Source organism: Roseibium sp. MMSF_3412, from assembly GCF_030733265.1.
GTDB lineage: Bacteria > Pseudomonadota > Alphaproteobacteria > Rhizobiales > Stappiaceae > Roseibium.
The window spans coordinates 93,901-109,349 of record NZ_JASHJI010000017.1; the positions used below are offsets into that span (position 1 = coordinate 93,901).

The 15,449-nt window shown below is 59.8% G+C and carries 14 protein-coding genes; 7 read left to right on the forward strand and 7 right to left on the reverse strand.

The annotated features are described in order from the left end of the window. Positions 1-67: 67 nt before the first annotated feature. Both RBB49_RS23370 and RBB49_RS23375 read left to right on the forward strand, forming a co-directional pair. Positions 68-685, forward strand: a complete 618-nt coding sequence (locus RBB49_RS23370; RefSeq protein ID WP_306145318.1) for a sulfite oxidase heme-binding subunit YedZ — start codon at positions 68-70, stop codon at positions 683-685. A gap of 31 nt (positions 686-716) precedes the next feature. After that, entirely contained in the window at positions 717-1,022 is a 306-nt protein-coding gene (locus RBB49_RS23375; protein WP_306145319.1) for a PepSY domain-containing protein, read from the forward strand. A gap of 1 nt (position 1,023) precedes the next feature. Here RBB49_RS23375 and RBB49_RS23380 read toward each other — a convergent pair whose 3' ends face one another. Further along, positions 1,024-2,229: a VWA domain-containing protein gene (locus tag RBB49_RS23380; protein WP_306145320.1), complete on the reverse strand. Its 1,206-nt coding sequence runs from the start codon at positions 2,227-2,229 to the stop codon at positions 1,024-1,026. Between the two features lie 11 nt (positions 2,230-2,240). Beyond that, the gene (locus tag RBB49_RS23385; protein ID WP_306145321.1) at positions 2,241-3,179 is read right to left on the reverse strand and encodes a MoxR family ATPase; all 939 of its coding nucleotides are present in this window, start codon (positions 3,177-3,179) and stop codon (positions 2,241-2,243) included. 243 nt (positions 3,180-3,422) lie between these two features. Between RBB49_RS23385 and RBB49_RS23390 the strand changes: the two genes are divergently transcribed. After that, positions 3,423-3,770 (forward strand): cytochrome c, encoded by a 348-nt coding sequence (locus RBB49_RS23390; protein ID WP_306145322.1) that lies wholly within the window; start codon positions 3,423-3,425, stop codon positions 3,768-3,770. Between the two features lie 148 nt (positions 3,771-3,918). After that, a complete protein-coding gene (locus RBB49_RS23395; RefSeq protein ID WP_306145323.1) occupies positions 3,919-4,191 on the forward strand; it encodes an usg protein in 273 nt (90 codons plus the stop codon). Between the two features lie 12 nt (positions 4,192-4,203). On the opposite strand, the gene RBB49_RS23400 is transcribed toward RBB49_RS23395, so the two are convergent. Beyond that, complete coding sequence (locus tag RBB49_RS23400; protein ID WP_306145324.1) at positions 4,204-5,004, reverse strand: tRNA1(Val) (adenine(37)-N6)-methyltransferase; 801 nt, start codon at positions 5,002-5,004, stop codon at positions 4,204-4,206. Position 5,005: 1 nt separating this feature from the next. Beyond that, positions 5,006-5,242, reverse strand: a complete 237-nt coding sequence (locus RBB49_RS23405; RefSeq protein ID WP_306145325.1) for a DUF2007 domain-containing protein — start codon at positions 5,240-5,242, stop codon at positions 5,006-5,008. A 258-nt stretch (positions 5,243-5,500) separates the two neighbouring features. Between RBB49_RS23405 and RBB49_RS23410 the strand changes: the two genes are divergently transcribed. Further along, positions 5,501-6,436 (forward strand): polyprenyl synthetase family protein, encoded by a 936-nt coding sequence (locus RBB49_RS23410; RefSeq protein ID WP_306145356.1) that lies wholly within the window; start codon positions 5,501-5,503, stop codon positions 6,434-6,436. 59 nt (positions 6,437-6,495) lie between these two features. Here RBB49_RS23410 and RBB49_RS23415 read toward each other — a convergent pair whose 3' ends face one another. Together RBB49_RS23415 and RBB49_RS23420 are read right to left on the reverse strand one after the other, a co-directional pair. Then, positions 6,496-7,377 carry a 4-(cytidine 5'-diphospho)-2-C-methyl-D-erythritol kinase gene (locus RBB49_RS23415; RefSeq protein ID WP_306145326.1) on the reverse strand — a complete coding sequence of 294 codons (882 nt, stop codon included), beginning with the start codon at positions 7,375-7,377 and terminating at the stop codon, positions 6,496-6,498. Positions 7,378-7,387: 10 nt separating this feature from the next. Next, positions 7,388-9,172, reverse strand: a complete 1,785-nt coding sequence (locus RBB49_RS23420; RefSeq protein WP_306145327.1) for a tetratricopeptide repeat protein — start codon at positions 9,170-9,172, stop codon at positions 7,388-7,390. A gap of 278 nt (positions 9,173-9,450) precedes the next feature. Between RBB49_RS23420 and ppdK the strand changes: the two genes are divergently transcribed. After that, the gene (gene ppdK, locus RBB49_RS23425; RefSeq protein ID WP_306145328.1) at positions 9,451-12,123 is read left to right on the forward strand and encodes a pyruvate, phosphate dikinase; all 2,673 of its coding nucleotides are present in this window, start codon (positions 9,451-9,453) and stop codon (positions 12,121-12,123) included. Between the two features lie 41 nt (positions 12,124-12,164). Beyond that, entirely contained in the window at positions 12,165-13,109 is a 945-nt protein-coding gene (locus RBB49_RS23430; RefSeq protein ID WP_306145329.1) for an ArgK/MeaB family GTPase, read from the forward strand. A 40-nt stretch (positions 13,110-13,149) separates the two neighbouring features. Here the strand turns inward: RBB49_RS23430 and RBB49_RS23435 are convergent, their stop codons facing one another. Further along, positions 13,150-15,429, reverse strand: coding sequence for a bifunctional diguanylate cyclase/phosphodiesterase (locus RBB49_RS23435; RefSeq protein ID WP_306145330.1), 2,280 nt, complete (start codon positions 15,427-15,429; stop codon positions 13,150-13,152). Between the last annotated feature and the right edge of the window lie 20 nt (positions 15,430-15,449).

Consider the following 15,449-nt stretch of genomic DNA (forward strand, 5'->3'; position numbering starts at 1 on the left):
CATCTTTGCGACATCTGGCGTGTAGCCTGATTGGATCGAGGGTTGATTCAATGGTCGGGTAGAGACGGTGCAGGGTATCAAAAACATACTGAATTCCAGAGCGTTCATCTGGGCTCTTCTGGCAGTGCCGTCGATCCCGATGGTGCTGGCGCTTGCCAATGGTGCCGTGTCTGAGGACGGACGCCCGGCGACCGAATTCCTGCTGCATCCGACTGGCGAATTCGCGGCACGCTTCATGATCATCTCGATGATCATTTCTCCCTTCCGGCTGATGTTCCCCAAAAATGCGTTCTGGTTCTGGATGCTGCGCAGGCGCCGTTACTTCGGTGTCGCGGCATTCCTTTATGCGCTGTTGCACACAGTGCTCTACATCGTCGACATGGGCTCCTGGCAGGCCGTTCTCGGTGAGTTCTGGGCGCTGGGAATCTGGACCGGCTGGCTGGCTTTCTTCGTTTTTGTTCCCATGGCAATGACGTCGAACGACGCATCCGTCAGACGTCTCGGCCGATACTGGAAGCCCCTGCAGCGTTTCGGCTACCTGGCCGCAGTGGCAACGCTTCTTCACTGGATGTTCGTGCACAACGAATTCGGCCCGGCCCTGGTTCATTTTGTTCCGCTGGCTCTCCTTGAGGGCTACCGGGTCTACCGGTTCTACAATCCCGTTCCAAAACCGGCTGCTGCCTGATCGGCACCCCTGATCTTGAAAGGACGAAACGATGAATTTCACGCTTCACACGGCAACGTCGCTGCTGAGTTGCTTCTTCACCTTTCCGGTCTGCGCAACGGGCATGTTCGAATGCGAAGCAACGGAAAAATCGGCCTGGCTCTCCGAACAGCAGGTTACGGAGCGGCTCGTCAGCGACGGCTGGCAGGTGCGCCGGATGAAGGAAGACGGCGGTTGCTGGGAGGTTTACGGTACCACGCCGGAAGGAAAGCGGGTCGAGGTCTACGTGCACCCGGTGTCGGGAGAGGTCCTGCTCATCAATCAGCGGGGCACAATCCTCTACCGGAAGGAAAGCTAAGTCAGAGCCACCTGCGGGGATCTTTGGAAGCGTTCTTCCGCTGATCTCCGGAAAGGGCATTGGCAAGGTCCGCAACCGCGTCAAGGGAATGCGCGGCACGGAATTCGTCGACATGAGGCAGCATGGCCCTGATGCCCTTCGCCTTTGCCTCAAAGCCATCAAAGCGCAGCAGCGGGTTGAGCCAGATCAGATGCCGGCAGGACCGGTGCAGGCGATCCATCTCTCGCGCCAGATCCTCGTCGGTATCCCGTTCCAGCCCGTCCGTGATCAGGAGAACCGTCGGTTTTCCGGAAAGCACCCGGCGCGACCAGTGCTTGTTGAAGTCGTGAAGCGCCGATGCGATGCGGGTTCCGCCGGACCAGTCCTCAACCCCGGCCGAGCAGGCTTCAAGCGCTTCGTCCGGATCCTTCATGCGCAATTGACGGGTGACATTGCTCAGCCTGGTGCCGAAAAGGAACGTGTGCACATCGCGGCGCTCGGCGGTCGTCGCGTGCAGGAAATGCAGGAGCAGGCGCGAATACTGGCTCATCGAGCCGGAAATGTCGCACAATGCGACCAGCGGTGGCCGTTTCTCGGCCGGCTTTCTGAACTTCAGGTCAATGATTTCTCCACCGGCGCGCATGGAGGCGCGCAGTGTCTTGCGCGGGTCGACCCGGCCCCGGGCCGCTGTCGTCAGGCGGCGCAGCCTGATCTTGTCCATGGGCATGGCCATGGAACGCAGAACCTTCTTGGCTGCGGCGACCTCTTCCGCGGTCATTTGCGCAAAGTCCTTTGTCTGCAGCAGTTCCTTGCCGGAGACGGTGAATTTCGCGTCGACCTCGATTTCAGGCACGGTCTCTTCCGCGACCCGTTCCTTGGCGGCCTGGAAGGCCTGCGACACACGGGTCTGTCCGGCCTTCGGTTTTTCCGGTGCGCCACGCGGCGGTGCGACGGGCGAGAGGATCGACAGCATCTTCTCGATCAGGCCGCGGCTCTGCCAGTAAATCCTGAATGCCTCGTCGAACAGAACCTTGTGTTCGTGCTTGCGCACGAAAACCGCATGCAGCGTCCAGTAAAGGTCGTCCCGGTTTTCGATCCCCGAAACCTCGACGGCGTTGACGGCGTCAACGACCGACGCAGGACCCACGGGAACACCCGCCTTGCGGAGTGTTCTGGCGAAGTAGACGATGTTGTCGGTAATCCTGGAGCGGATTTGGGTTGCGGCCATGGGTCCGGCGCTCAAACCGCCGGCATCGGCTGAGCCTGCGGCGCTTCCTTGCGGATTTCGTCGATCATGTGACGGACCTTGGAGCCGCGCACCCTTTCGATGTCGTCCTGGTACTTCAGAAGAACACCAAGAGTATCGGACGCAAGATCCGGGTCGAGCGCCAGTTCATTGAGTTCCGACAAGGCCGTGGCCCAGTCCAGCGTTTCCGCGACGCCCGGCTGTTTGAAAAGGTCTTCGTCAGCCCGGAGCTTCTGGACAAAAGCGACCACTTCGTTTGCAAGCCGTTCTGCCGCGCCGGGCACCTTTCTGCGGACGATTTCCAGTTCGCGCTCGGCATCGGGATAATCCACCCAATGATAGAGGCAACGGCGCTTCAGGGCGTCATGTATCTCGCGCGTGCGGTTGGTCGTGATGATCACGATCGGAGGTTCCTCGGCACGCACCGTGCCGAGTTCCGGAATGGTGACCTGGCTGTCGGCCAGCACTTCCAGAAGAAAGGCCTCGAAGGCCTCGTCGGCCCGATCCAGCTCATCGATCAGAAAAACCGGGGCACCATTCATTGACGGTTCGAGCGCCTGCAGGACCGGGCGCTTGATCAGGAACCGCTCGTCGAAAATCGACTTGGACAGGTCGGCATGTTCCGTGTCTCCAGATGCTTCGGCAACACGGATTTCGACCATTTGCGCCTGATAGTTCCATTCGTAGACGGCGGACGCGATGTCCAGGCCCTCGTAACACTGCAGGCGGATCAGGTCGCGTCCGAGCGTGGTGGAGAGGACCTTGGCAATCTCGGTCTTGCCGACACCGGCTTCGCCTTCAAGAAACAGCGGTCGCTTCATCTTCAGCGCCAGGTGCAGCACCGTTGCCAGCGATCTGTCCGCGACATAGCCCGCCTGGTCCATGAGATGAAGCGTATCGTCGATGGAAGCGGGAAGGGGTGTCGGGCTCATGGCGTCTCCTGGGCGTTTGTTTTCCAGCATCATATAGGACGGACAACTCCAAGGTCAGCCCGGACCAAAGTACGGCAAGGCACGGACACATCGATCAAAACTGATTTTTCCGGCCACCTGAAGGACCTAACACGTGGCGCCCTTGGATTGAAACAGGTCTCAACCGCATCAGGAGATGACCTAATGTGCACGGCCCCGTGAAGCAACTATGTTTCTCCCGTGCGATTCGAGGGAGGAATGGTCGTGGCAGGACGCAATTTGGTTCTCATGAGTGCTCTGATCATGCTGGCAGGACATGCAGCGCATGCATCCGATGGGGCTTATCCCTCCGACCCGGCAAGCCTTGCGACTGGAGAGGAGCTTGCGCAGATCCATTGCGCAACCTGCCATGCCGTCGGCAAAGACGATGAAAGCGCCCAGCCGGGAGCTCCGGCATTCAGGGACCTGTCGAAACTCTATCCGCTGGAAAGCCTGGAGGAACCGCTGGCGGAAGGTATCGTGACCGGACATGAGAACATGCCGGAAGTTGCCTTTGAAGCCGATGACATCGATGCGTTCCTCGGGTATCTGACATTGATCCAGGATCGTTGATGATCACAGTAAATCGCAAAGTCAATTTGTTAGCAGTTGTTGCTAAATGCTGCTAAAATGCTGTTTGTAAACAGGAATTACCAAAAAGTCGGGTTTGGTTAACCGCTGTTCCGTGACACTCTTTCTTGGCAACAAAGAAAGGATTGGCATGAAAACCAGCTCAGACTTTGAAAAGCGCTTTTTGGGATACGGCCTGCTGACGGCCGAGATCCTCTACCGGCTCCCCGATCATCCGAAATTTCTCCAGAGCTTTCTCTGGCAGACTGAGGACCTCGCGCCGCAGTTTCCCGAACTGACGAAATTTCTGGATTTCTGGGAACGGGAGATCGAGGGACGGATTCATTCTGTCCGCGTTGCTCACCAGAACCTCATTGATCCGGTGGATTTCCGTTTTGCCGATGGCGAAATCCTGATGCATTGAACGCGGACGCTGTCAACGCTCCGTCAGGCCCAGTCCGAACCCGTCACGCATGACGCCCCTGGCCTGGCTGGTAAAGTCCGATCCGCTGCCCTCGTGCAGAACAAATCCCGGAAGCAATCTGAGGGGAGCCTTGCTGGCGCGAATGGAGCGGACCAGCACGCGCGTTGCAGGGGCTTCGGGGCGCGGCCGCAACGGAATGACGTCGGTTGCGCCGAAACGCCCCTTTAGAACCGTCAGGAGTTCCTGCAGGCCGTCGGCACGGAAGATCACTGTCAGGCTGCCACCCTCGCGAACGATGTCGGTCGCGGTTCTGGCCCAGGGTTCAAGACCTCTTTCGTCGAGAACATGTGCGTCCGCGCGTGCCGCGTTGGGTGATGCGCGAAACCTGTCGGCTTCATAATAGGGCGGGTTCATGATGGCGTGATCTGCCATGGAAGGAACGAGTCCGCCGGCATGGCGGATGCTTCCCTTGGCAGTGATGTCCGAAGAAAGCAGGCGGATACGTTTGGAAAAATGCGCGTTTTCCGGATCGCCGAGTGCGCGCCCGGCCAATGACATGACGGTGTCGTCGATTTCCACCAGCGTCACTGTTATGCCGGTAAGACGCGCGGCGGCACAAAAGCCCGCCGTCCCGACGCCTGCACCAAGGTCAACCACATGACCTTCCGTGCCCTCCGGCAGAGCCGCGGCCAGATACACGGCGTCCATTCCCGCGCGGTGCCGGCCTTTCCTGGGCTGGTACACATGCACCCGACCACCCAGGAAGGCATCGCGTGTCACGTTTTCGCAATCTGCTTCTTCTGAGGAAACCATGTCAGCCCTGGTCTCTTGCAGGCCGAAGTTCGTGCTCCAGTCCCGCATCCCGGACAAGTCCGCGCGCCTTGTGGATCTGGTCGCTGTCCACCAGGATGCGCCTCGGGATCATGGCAAGCGATCCCTCCATGATGCTCATATTCCCATCTGCGACAAAATGCTTGATTCCGGCCTCCTCCAGGATCGATTCCAGGAAGGAGATGAGGACCGGGTCGTTCGTTCTGATAAGTTCTTCCATAAGTTATCCGGGTTTATCGGCCTTGAAGAGCGGGATTGCCTTAAAAACCCCTGCAAACTGGTTTACAGCAAAATCACGTGTTTGTGGCATTTCAACAGTTTGTCAACGCGCACGCATCTTGCCCCGGAGCCCGTAGCGCCATATTGTCCGCTCAAATATTCGAGGAGTGCCGTAGTGGCCGTTGTCGCAACAACATATTCTGACAGTCAGTCGCGCCGTCCGAGCATACAACCGCTCGTCGATCTCGTTTCGCCGGGCATGGCGGATGTGAACGAACTGATCCTGTCCAAGGCCGGCTCCAACGTGGAATTGATCCCGGAGATCGCCAAACATCTGATTTCGTCAGGCGGCAAGCGCTTGCGCCCCATGCTGACACTCGCATTTGCGGACATGTTCAGCTACCAGGGCAGCGGGCATGTGGTGCTGGCGGCAAGTGTCGAATTCATGCACACGGCCACGCTCCTGCACGATGACGTTGTTGATGAAAGCGACATGCGCCGGGGCAAGCTTGCCGCGCGCAAGCTGTGGGGCAATCAGGCCAGCGTACTTGTCGGCGACTACCTCCTGGGCCAGGCCTTCAAGATGATGGTTGATGTCGGCTCGCTTGAGGCACTCGGGATCCTGTCATCCGCTTCCGCCATCATCGCCGAAGGCGAGGTTCTCCAGCTGGGTGCAGCAAAGAACATCGCCACAACGGAAGAAGACTATCTGCGTGTCATCGAAGCCAAGACGGCAGCGCTGTTCGCGGCTGCTGCCGAGGTGGGACCGGTGATCGCCGGCCAGAACGATGCCATGAAGCTGGCGGCCCGGACCTACGGGCTGGAACTCGGATACGCGTTTCAACTGGTCGACGACGCGCTTGACTATGGCGGGTCATCAGCAGATCTCGGCAAGGATATCGGCGATGATTTCCGCGAGGGTAAGATCACGCTGCCGGTGGTTCTGGCGGTGGCACGCGGGACCGATCAAGACAGGCTGTTCTGGAAACGTTGCCTTGAAGGCGAGGATGTCGAGGATGGCGATCTGGAACAGGCAATCGAGCTTTTGCGGAAATATGATGCGCTTTCAGAAACCGTCAGCCGTGCGCGCGACTATGGAGATAAAGCGCTGAAAGCGCTCGAGTCTTTGCCGCAAGGGTCGTATAACGACGCGCTGGCGGATACCGTGTCGTTCTGCATTTCCCGCGTCAGCTGAGCAGCCGGGTATCCGCAGCGGGCGCTCGGCCCGAAACGTGCCGGGCCAGGCAAGGCTGATCAGGCCAGTCGGCCCGAAGCTATCCACCAATCGGGATGGCGCGTGCGCAGGGACCGCTCAAGTGCCATTTCCCGACCGGCTTCACACAGGCCGAAAACGGTTGCACCAGACCCAGACATTCTTGCAAAGACGATGTCATCCTCGGCACCGAGCGTGTCAAGGATCTCACCGATTGCCGGACAGATTTCGATCGCGGGTTGTTGCAGGTCATTGCGGCACAAAGCCAGCATGCCGGTGAGATCTGACAGGGTTTCGAAGCTTTCCGGAAGAGGGGGGAGTGCAGGATTGCTGCGGGTTTTCAGGGCTTTGAACACGGCCGGTGTTGACACGCCGACCTTTGGATTGACCAGAACCATGCCGCATTTCGGCATCTGCGGGGCAGGCGACACATCATCGCCGATACCGCGCATCAATTGTGGCTGAGCCCAAAGGCAGACGGGGACGTCAGCCCCCAGTTGCAGGGCGAGCCCGTGGAGACGGTCATCGTCAAGATAGATCCCGGAATGATCTTCCAGCAGCCTGAGCGCGGTTGCCGCATCACTTGATCCGCCGCCGATACCCGACGCCACGGGAAGCCGTTTACTGAGCGTCATTTTGAGTTTCAGCGGACCGGTGCCGGCTGCTTCGGCAAAGAGAGCGGCAGCCTTGAGGACAAGATTGTCCTCGGTCGGGCCTTCCAGATCGTGGGCAAACGGGCCTTCAACAAGGAGCTCCAGCGTCTCGGATGCCTCAATCGACAGGCGGTCGCCGATCTGCGGGAACACCACCAGCGACTCGAGCAAATGGTAGCCGTCAGAGCGTTGCCCGGTGATGTGAAGCGCCAGATTGACCTTGGCGCGCGCAAGCCCGGCCGCCGGCGCAGCTCTTCTCAATACTGACATTCCGGAACTGTCAACCGCCGTTGTTGTCGCTGTCTGCCTTCGCGGCATCGGTGACGGACGGTTCCTTCAACCCGTTGGCGATCTTGTCCAGGATTTTCGGCAGGTCTTTCTCGGTCGGACCCAGATCCCGCGCGTGGTTCCACTGGAACCTTGCCTCATTGCGGCGTCCGACCATCCAGTAGGCATCGCCGAGATGGTCGTTGATGACCGGGTCGGCAGGCCGCAGTTCAATTGCTCTTTCGAGTTCCCTGACCGCTTCCTCATACCGTCCGAGCCGGTAATAGACCCAGCCGAGACTGTCGACGATGTAGCCGTCGGTTGGACGCAGCTCAACGGCGGTCTTGATCATTTCCAGCGCTTCATCAAGCTTGAGACCCTGGTCCACGAGGGAATATCCGAGGTAGTTCAGAACCAATGGCTGGTTTTCATTGAGCTCAAGCGCCTTGCGGAAATCAGCTTCGGCCATGTCCCAGTTGCCGAGCCGTTCGCGCGTGATCCCCCGGAAATACATCAGCAGCCAGTGCTGGGGTTCCAGTTCGGCGATCGTGTCGATCCCCTGGGAATAAACGGTTTCGGCTTCATCGTAGATTTCGTGAGAGCGAAGTATATTGCCGAGCGCGATCACGGCCTCAAGATCGGCCTGATCCACTTCGATCAGCGCTTCGAGATGGCTGCGGGCCTCATCGACCTTTTCCAGGGCATTGTAGTTCAGTCCGACCTGGATTTCGGCCTCGCGCTTCAGCACGCTGTCATCGGGAACGCGCATGAAGGCGTCGATCGCACGGGCCGGCTGCTCCATGCGTTCAAAAACGCTTCCGAGCGCAATCGCGGCAAACTCCGCTGTCGGGTCCATGTGGAGGGCGAGTTGCAAGTAGGAGGTGGAGAGTTCCTCACCGCCGTCGCGCCCGATAACAGCGCCCAGCCCATAGAGGATTTCAGCCATTCCCTGCGCCGGGTCCGACACCATCGGCGGGACGACACTGCCACTTTCAAGGAACGCCCTTGTTTGTTCTATCTTGGGATGGCCGCGGAACTGCTGATCATACTGGTCGAGAGCGGCAATGGCGTCCTGTTGGCGGCCGTTCGCGGCGAGGATGCGCGCGTAGGCATCGACAACGCGAATTGCCGCCTGGTCGAGCGCATAGGCGCCTTCGATCGTTTCCAGCGCATCCTGGTTCCTGCCGGCAGCGAATTGCAGATGGGCCTTGTGCGTTGCCTTGAAGACTTCGAACCAGTCCGGTCCGCGCAGGTTGTCGATCAGTTCGATCGCCTCGTCGGCCTGGCCTTTGCCGTACAAGGACCAGGCGCGCGAGATGCCGATGGAAAGCTGGGCGAGGGGCCCGTTCCGTCCCTTCGCAAGCGACTGATCGGCTTCGTCATAGTTTCCGTCGACGATATGCTGACCACCAAGCGCCAACTGGGCAAGAAAGTTCTGCAAGCCGGCGTTTTCGAGCTCACCGGCATAGTGAACCGCTTCTTCGACGTCGCCATTGGCCAGCTTCAGAAGGAATGTGCGTTCCAGCAACATCGTGTTGGTCGGATCGGCCGCGAGGGTCTCTTCATAGAAGGCAGCCGCGTGTCCGTAGTCTTTCTGGAACCCGGCAAGGCGCCCGGAGAGGTAGCTGCCGGACAGCGTCAGCGGCAAATTGGACGGTGTGCCGAAGACCTGCGCCTTTGAGTCCGTGTCCGCAATGGCGCTGAATGGTGCGAATGCGATTGTGCTCGCCAGCGCCAGAACCTTCAGTCGTGAACCTTTGCGGTCAATCCGGGAAACGACGCCGGCCAAATCAGTCATTTTTCCTCGCATGCTCGATCGATGGGCAATCATTTTTTCGCTTATCACCTTTGAGAATGGCGTCTTTAAGGCCCAGCGGCAAGGCATGTGCGAAACTTTCTGAGGGTTTAAATCCATTTGATTTTGCTCTGCGTTGGAAATTGCTGTTGTTCTATCGAAACAATGCGGCTTTCCGCCAAAAAAGGACTTGAAGACAATCCTTTGCCGTAGCAGGTATGTGCGGCGCAACAATGAGCTGGGGACGCCGCGTCCCCGGTGCCACGCGAGGAGAATGTCAGATGGCCAAGTGGGTCTACAGTTTCGGCAATGGTGATGCAGAAGGGGCCGCTGAGATGCGCAATCTGCTTGGTGGAAAGGGCGCCAACCTTGCGGAAATGAGCAGCCTCGGCCTGCCCGTTCCACCCGGATTCACGATCACCACGGAAGTCTGCACCTGGTATTACGAGCACGAAAAAACCTATCCGGATGCACTCAAGCCGCAGGTGGCCGAAGCATTGGAAAAGGTCGGGGCCGCGACGGGAAGGTCATTCGGGGATGCCGAACGACCCTTGCTCGTATCGGTACGCTCAGGCGCACGGGTCTCGATGCCCGGTATGATGGATACGGTTCTCAACCTTGGACTGAATGATCAGACCGTGGAAGCGATTGCCAAGGAAGCCGGCGACCGCAGATTCGCCTATGACAGCTACAGGCGCTTCATCCAGATGTACTCCGACGTGGTGCTCGGCCTGGACCACCACGAATTCGAAGAGATCCTCGAAGACTACAAGGAGCGTAACGAACTGGCGCTCGACACGGATATCGATGCCGATGCCTGGCTCGGTATCATCGAGAAGTTCAAGGCTCTCGTTGAAGAAGAACTCGAAAGACCTTTCCCGCAGGATCCGCAGGAACAGTTGTGGGGCGCGATCGGCGCCGTGTTCAGTTCCTGGATGGTACCGCGCGCGGTCACCTACCGACGGCTGCACGATATTCCCGGCAGCTGGGGCACAGCCGTCAACGTGCAGGCGATGGTCTTCGGCAACATGGGGGAAAGCTCGGCGACCGGAGTGGCCTTTACCCGCAATCCGTCAACCGGCGAGAACCTTCTGTACGGTGAGTTCCTTGTCAACGCCCAGGGTGAAGACGTTGTTGCCGGGATCAGGACACCGCAGGACATTACAGAGCGCGCGCGCAAGGATGCCGGGTCCTCCAGTCCGTCGCTCGAAGCTCTCATGCCGGAAGCTTTCGCTGAATTCCAGTCCTACTGCGCGAAACTGGAAGCCCACTACAAGGACATGCAGGACCTGGAATTCACCATCGAGAAGGGCAAGCTGTGGATGCTGCAGACCCGTGCGGGAAAACGTACGGCAAAGGCGGCGCTCAAGATCGCCGTTGATCTGGTCGAAGAAGGCCTGATCACGCAGGAAGAGGCGATCGGGCGTGTCGAGCCAGGTGCACTTGATCAACTGCTTCACCCGACAATCGATCCGGATGCCGAGCGTGACATCGTGACAACCGGTCTGCCGGCATCGCCGGGCGCTGCTTCGGGTGCGATCGTGTTCACGTCCGATGAGGCCGAGAAAGCAAAGGCGGAAGGCCGCAAGACCATTCTGGTTCGCGTTGAAACCAGCCCGGAAGACATTCACGGCATGCATGCGGCAGAAGGTATCCTTACGAGCCGTGGCGGCATGACGAGCCACGCTGCGGTCGTTGCGCGCGGCATGGGCAAACCGTGCGTCGCCGGTGCCGGAATGCTGCGGATCGACTACCGCAACGGTGTCATCAATGCCGCAGGCAGGATGCTGAAGGAAGGCGACATCATCACCATCGACGGGGCGACCGGCCAGGTTCTCTCTGGCGAGGTCAAGATGCTGCAACCGACGCTTTCCGGCGACTTCGGCACGCTGATGGGCTGGGCCGACAATGTGCGGCGCATGACCGTCCGGACAAACGCCGAAACACCACAGGACGCAAAGGTTGCGCGCGAATTCGGGGCCGAGGGCATCGGCCTGTGCCGGACGGAGCACATGTTCTTCGAGGGCGAGCGTATCATTGCGGTGCGCGAAATGATCCTGGCCGACACGGAAGCAGGCAGAAGAGCGGCGCTGGCCAAGCTTCTGCCCATGCAGCGCAAGGACTTCACGGATCTTTTCGAGATCATGCACGGACTGCCGGTCACCATCCGGCTGCTCGACCCGCCCCTGCATGAATTCCTGCCCAAGTCCGAAGAGGAACTCGGTGAAGTCGCCAAGGCGATGGGGGCGGATCCGGAGCGTTTGCGCGACCGGGCGCTGGTGCTGGAAGAATTCAATCCGATGCTCGGGCATCGCGGCTGCCGGCTGCTGGTCTCCTATCCTGAGATCGCGGAAATGCAGGCGCGGGCCATTTTCGAAGCTGCTGTAGAGGCGGCCAAAAAGACGGGTGCGCCCGTCGTGCCGGAAATCATGGTTCCGCTCGTCGGTCTGAAAGGCGAGCTGGATCTGGTCCGCAAGAGCATCGAGGCTATGGCAAAGGCAGTTGCGGAAGAGACCGACACGGAGCTGACCTACCAGATCGGCACCATGGTCGAATTGCCGCGCGCGGCGCTGAAAGCGGCCGAAATTGCCGAATCCGCCGAGTTCTTCTCCTTCGGCACCAACGACCTGACACAGACGACATTCGGGATATCGCGCGATGACGCGGCGTCGTTCCTCGGAACCTACCAAAGCCGCGGCATTCTGGAGCAGGACCCGTTTGTGTCGCTCGACCCGGAAGGTGTCGGTGAGCTGATCAAGATCGGCGTCGAACGGGGCAGATCAACCCGTCCCGACATCAAGCTCGGCATTTGCGGGGAACATGGCGGCGATCCGGCATCGATCTCGTTCTGCGAGAGTGTCGGGCTGGATTATGTGTCGTGTTCGCCGTTCCGGGTTCCGATCGCGCGTCTGGCATCGGCACAGTCGGCACTCCGGCACAAACAGTCCGGCTGAATCGCGCGCGGGCTCTTTGCAACCCCGGGCGTTCTGGAGGCATGTTGACGGGTTATCCTTCTCCTGAAGAGCTTCGTGCGGGCAGCAAGCGTCTGCTCGCCCAGGTCCTGACCCGTCTGGAAACGACGGCGCAGGACAGGGACACCGCTGCGTTTCTGGACAGTTTGTGCCTCGATCCCAAAGGGTCGGTCCTCGGACTGACAGGCCCGCCCGGCGTCGGAAAATCCAGTCTGACAGACGCCCTGATCAAGGCTTATCGGGGAGAGGGCAAGCGGGTTGCCGTGCTCGCAATCGACCCGTCGTCTTCGGTGACGGGCGGTGCGCTTCTCGGTGACCGGACACGGCTCAAGACCGATCCGCTCGATGATGGCGTTTTTGTCCGATCGATGGCTGCGCGCGACCGGCTCGGCGGGCTCTCCGACCAGGCGGTTGCGGCCATTGCGGTGCTCAGGGCGGTTGTCGACAGGGTTATCGTGGAAACGGTCGGTATCGGACAATCGGAAGGCGATCTGAAACATGCCGTCGACACCGTGCTTTTGTGCATTCAACCGGGCTCCGGTGACAGTCTGCAGTTCATGAAGGCCGGGATCATGGAGCTACCGGATCTCGTTGCAGTAACGAAGTCCGATCTTGGAACGCTCGCACGCAGGGCGTCTTCGGATGTCACCGGTGCGCTGTCGCTTGCATACACGGGAGGACAGGGCTGGAACGTCCCCGTTACCGAGGTGTCTTCCCATACCGGCGCCGGAATTGCGGACCTGGTTGCCAATGCGGACGCCCACCGGGTTTATCTGGACAAGACGGGACTGCTCCCCAGACGCAGGCAACAGCACGCTGCATGGTTCATGGACATGGTGCGTACCGAATTCGGGCGCGCGGGACTAGCCATGCTGTCCGGTGGAGATTGGGGTGAGCGCGCCGCCGAAACGCCTTTCGGGAGCTTCCTGGACTTTGCCGGGGAGGTCGCAAGGCGGCTTCAGTCTTGAAGCCTGTGGCTTCTGCGTTGGCCGTTCAGCGTTTTGCGGGTCACCCTTCCGCGCGTTGCGCCGGATACTGGACGCTCTCGGCAAGCTGCTCGTTGTTTTCGTTGTGAAAGTCTTGCAGGAACTGGCTCAGGGCGACGCTCGTCAGCGGGCGTGAGATGAAGTAGCCCTGCATGCGGTGGCAATCGTGCACCTGCAGGAAACGGATCTGGTCGATCGTCTCGATGCCTTCTGCGACGATGGTCATGCCGAGCGCCTTGCCGAGCTGGATGATCGAAACGATGATCGCTTCGGCTTCCGGGTTGCCGTTCATGTCGGACACGAAATCGCGATCGATCTTCAGCGTGTCGAACGGGAAACGGCGCAGATAGCTCAGGCTCGAATAGCCGGATCCGAAATCGTCGAGAGCCACCTTGATACCAAGGCTTTTCAATCGTCTGAGTGCTTTCAGAACCGAGTCGTCCCGGCCGGCGAAGACGCTTTCGGTCACCTCGATCTCAAGCCGTTGCGGCGGCAGATCGTTGGCTGCGAGGATGGCCATAACCTTTTCGACAAACCGCGGATGACGGAACTGGTTGGGCGAAACGTTGACCGACACAACAACGCCCGGCCAGTCATGCGCACGTGCGCAGGCCTTGTTGAGCACCCAGATGCCGAGATCGTCAATCAGGCCGGTTTCCTCTGCAACCGGAATGAACTGCGACGGCGGAACGACCGTGCCGTCTTCCTTGGTCCAGCGGGCGAGGGCCTCCACGGAAACGATCTTCTTGGCGTCCGTGTCGGATTGCGGCTGATAGGCAAGATCCAGCTGATCGTTTCTGAGCGCCAGACGCAACTCCCGGGACATTTCGTCCTTGGACTGGACGTGATGCTCCATGGTGGGTTCGAAGAACGAGCGGCGGTTGCGGCCGTTGGCCTTGGCATCGTAGAGCGCTATGTCGGCCTTGCGGAGCAACTCGTCCGGGTTCTTGCCGTCGCGCGGTGCGATTGCTGCGCCCATAGAGAGGCTCGCGAAGATCTCGCGGCGGCCGATCTTCACCGGTCTGGCGATCTCGTCCTGCACCTGGTCCAGTATGTACTCCAGCCATTCGTCGTTTTCGCAGTCGCTGAGCACCATCGCGAATTCATCTCCGCTGATGCGCGCCACGATGCCGTTTCCGGGAAGCACCTGCTTCAGGCGGCTGGCGACACCGACGATGACCTTGTCGCCGGCGGAGTGTCCCAGCGTGTCGTTGATGTCCTTGAAGTGATCGAGGTCGATATAGACGACGGCGGTGTTGGTTCCGTTTTGTTCACCGTCTTCCAGGATCTTCGTGAGGAGTGCCTGAAAACTGGACCTGTTCGGCAATCCGGAGAGGGCGTCATGGCGAGCGGCGTGAACGGCCTTGGCCTCACTTCTGGCAAGACGCTTCGTCATCTGGCGCGTGAACAGCGTGACCGCGATGACAACGGCCGCGATCAGGAAGGCCGCGACGGCCAGGAACGGGTTGATCCGCTGAAGCATCTGGGTTCCGGGCCGGCTGGCCTGCCAGGCTATGACGCCGATGTTCTTGCCGCGCGGCGATTGCAGCTCATAGGTGCCGACACCGTTGCGATCGTTCTGGTCCTGCGCCAGCACAAAGCCCTGCAGCCGGGACATGTCCGAAATGTTGTTCAGCTTCTGACCGCGCAAGGGGATGAGGCTGACAAGGACCGCCGGTGCCTTGCGTTCGCTGAATATCGACTGGATTTGCGGCACGACCGCAGCTGCCGTGAAAAGATGCGGCTCGCCCAAAAGCGGAACGATGCCGGTTTCCGCGATCGAGTGATGGGACGTCTCGCCCCGGGGTGCGAAGCGATAGAGACCTGACGGGGTTGGCTGGAATGACGTGATGTAACGTGCCCGCGCCTTGGCGATCGCGGGCGCCATTTCGTCGATCAGGCCGGGCGTCATCCAGTCGCCGTCACTGTCGTCGGAAAAGACGGATGCGACGTTGAAATCTGAATCAAACAGGACCGAGTTCGAAAAACCGTGGTTGCTGGCGAGCCAGTTCATCATGTTGTCGCGGATCCAGCGCTCGTTCGCCGCCGGGTCCTTGACCGCGCGGAAAGCCTCATCCCAGATCACGACACCGGTCTGCTGCTTGGCGATATAGTTCTGCGTGAGCTGAAGAGCGCCGCCGACCAGTTTGTGCTGGGATTCTTCAGCGGATTCGTCCGACAAGCGCGCGGACCAGTTCATCAGGCCGAAAATGCCGGCAACCGAGGTCATCACCACGATCAGCATCGGGAAGATGATCGCACTTGCGATTTGACCACCTGAGTTTTTGATTGGTCTGTTCATGCATAGGCCCAGTTGATGTG

Coding starts and splice junctions, on each gene's coding strand:
- RBB49_RS23375 (WP_306145319.1), top strand. CDS start 717: ATGAATTTCACGCTTCACACGGCAACGTCGCTGCTGAGTTGCTTCTTC.
- RBB49_RS23405 (WP_306145325.1), bottom strand. CDS start 5,242: ATGGAAGAACTTATCAGAACGAACGACCCGGTCCTCATCTCCTTCCTG.
- RBB49_RS23420 (WP_306145327.1), bottom strand. CDS start 9,172: ATGACTGATTTGGCCGGCGTCGTTTCCCGGATTGACCGCAAAGGTTCA.
- RBB49_RS23415 (WP_306145326.1), bottom strand. CDS start 7,377: ATGTCAGTATTGAGAAGAGCTGCGCCGGCGGCCGGGCTTGCGCGCGCC.
- RBB49_RS23380 (WP_306145320.1), bottom strand. CDS start 2,229: ATGGCCGCAACCCAAATCCGCTCCAGGATTACCGACAACATCGTCTAC.
- RBB49_RS23435 (WP_306145330.1), bottom strand. CDS start 15,429: ATGAACAGACCAATCAAAAACTCAGGTGGTCAAATCGCAAGTGCGATC.
- RBB49_RS23410 (WP_306145356.1), top strand. CDS start 5,501: ATGGCGGATGTGAACGAACTGATCCTGTCCAAGGCCGGCTCCAACGTG.
- RBB49_RS23395 (WP_306145323.1), top strand. CDS start 3,919: ATGAAAACCAGCTCAGACTTTGAAAAGCGCTTTTTGGGATACGGCCTG.
- ppdK (WP_306145328.1), top strand. CDS start 9,451: ATGGCCAAGTGGGTCTACAGTTTCGGCAATGGTGATGCAGAAGGGGCC.
- RBB49_RS23430 (WP_306145329.1), top strand. CDS start 12,165: ATGTTGACGGGTTATCCTTCTCCTGAAGAGCTTCGTGCGGGCAGCAAG.
- RBB49_RS23400 (WP_306145324.1), bottom strand. CDS start 5,004: ATGGTTTCCTCAGAAGAAGCAGATTGCGAAAACGTGACACGCGATGCC.
- RBB49_RS23385 (WP_306145321.1), bottom strand. CDS start 3,179: ATGAGCCCGACACCCCTTCCCGCTTCCATCGACGATACGCTTCATCTC.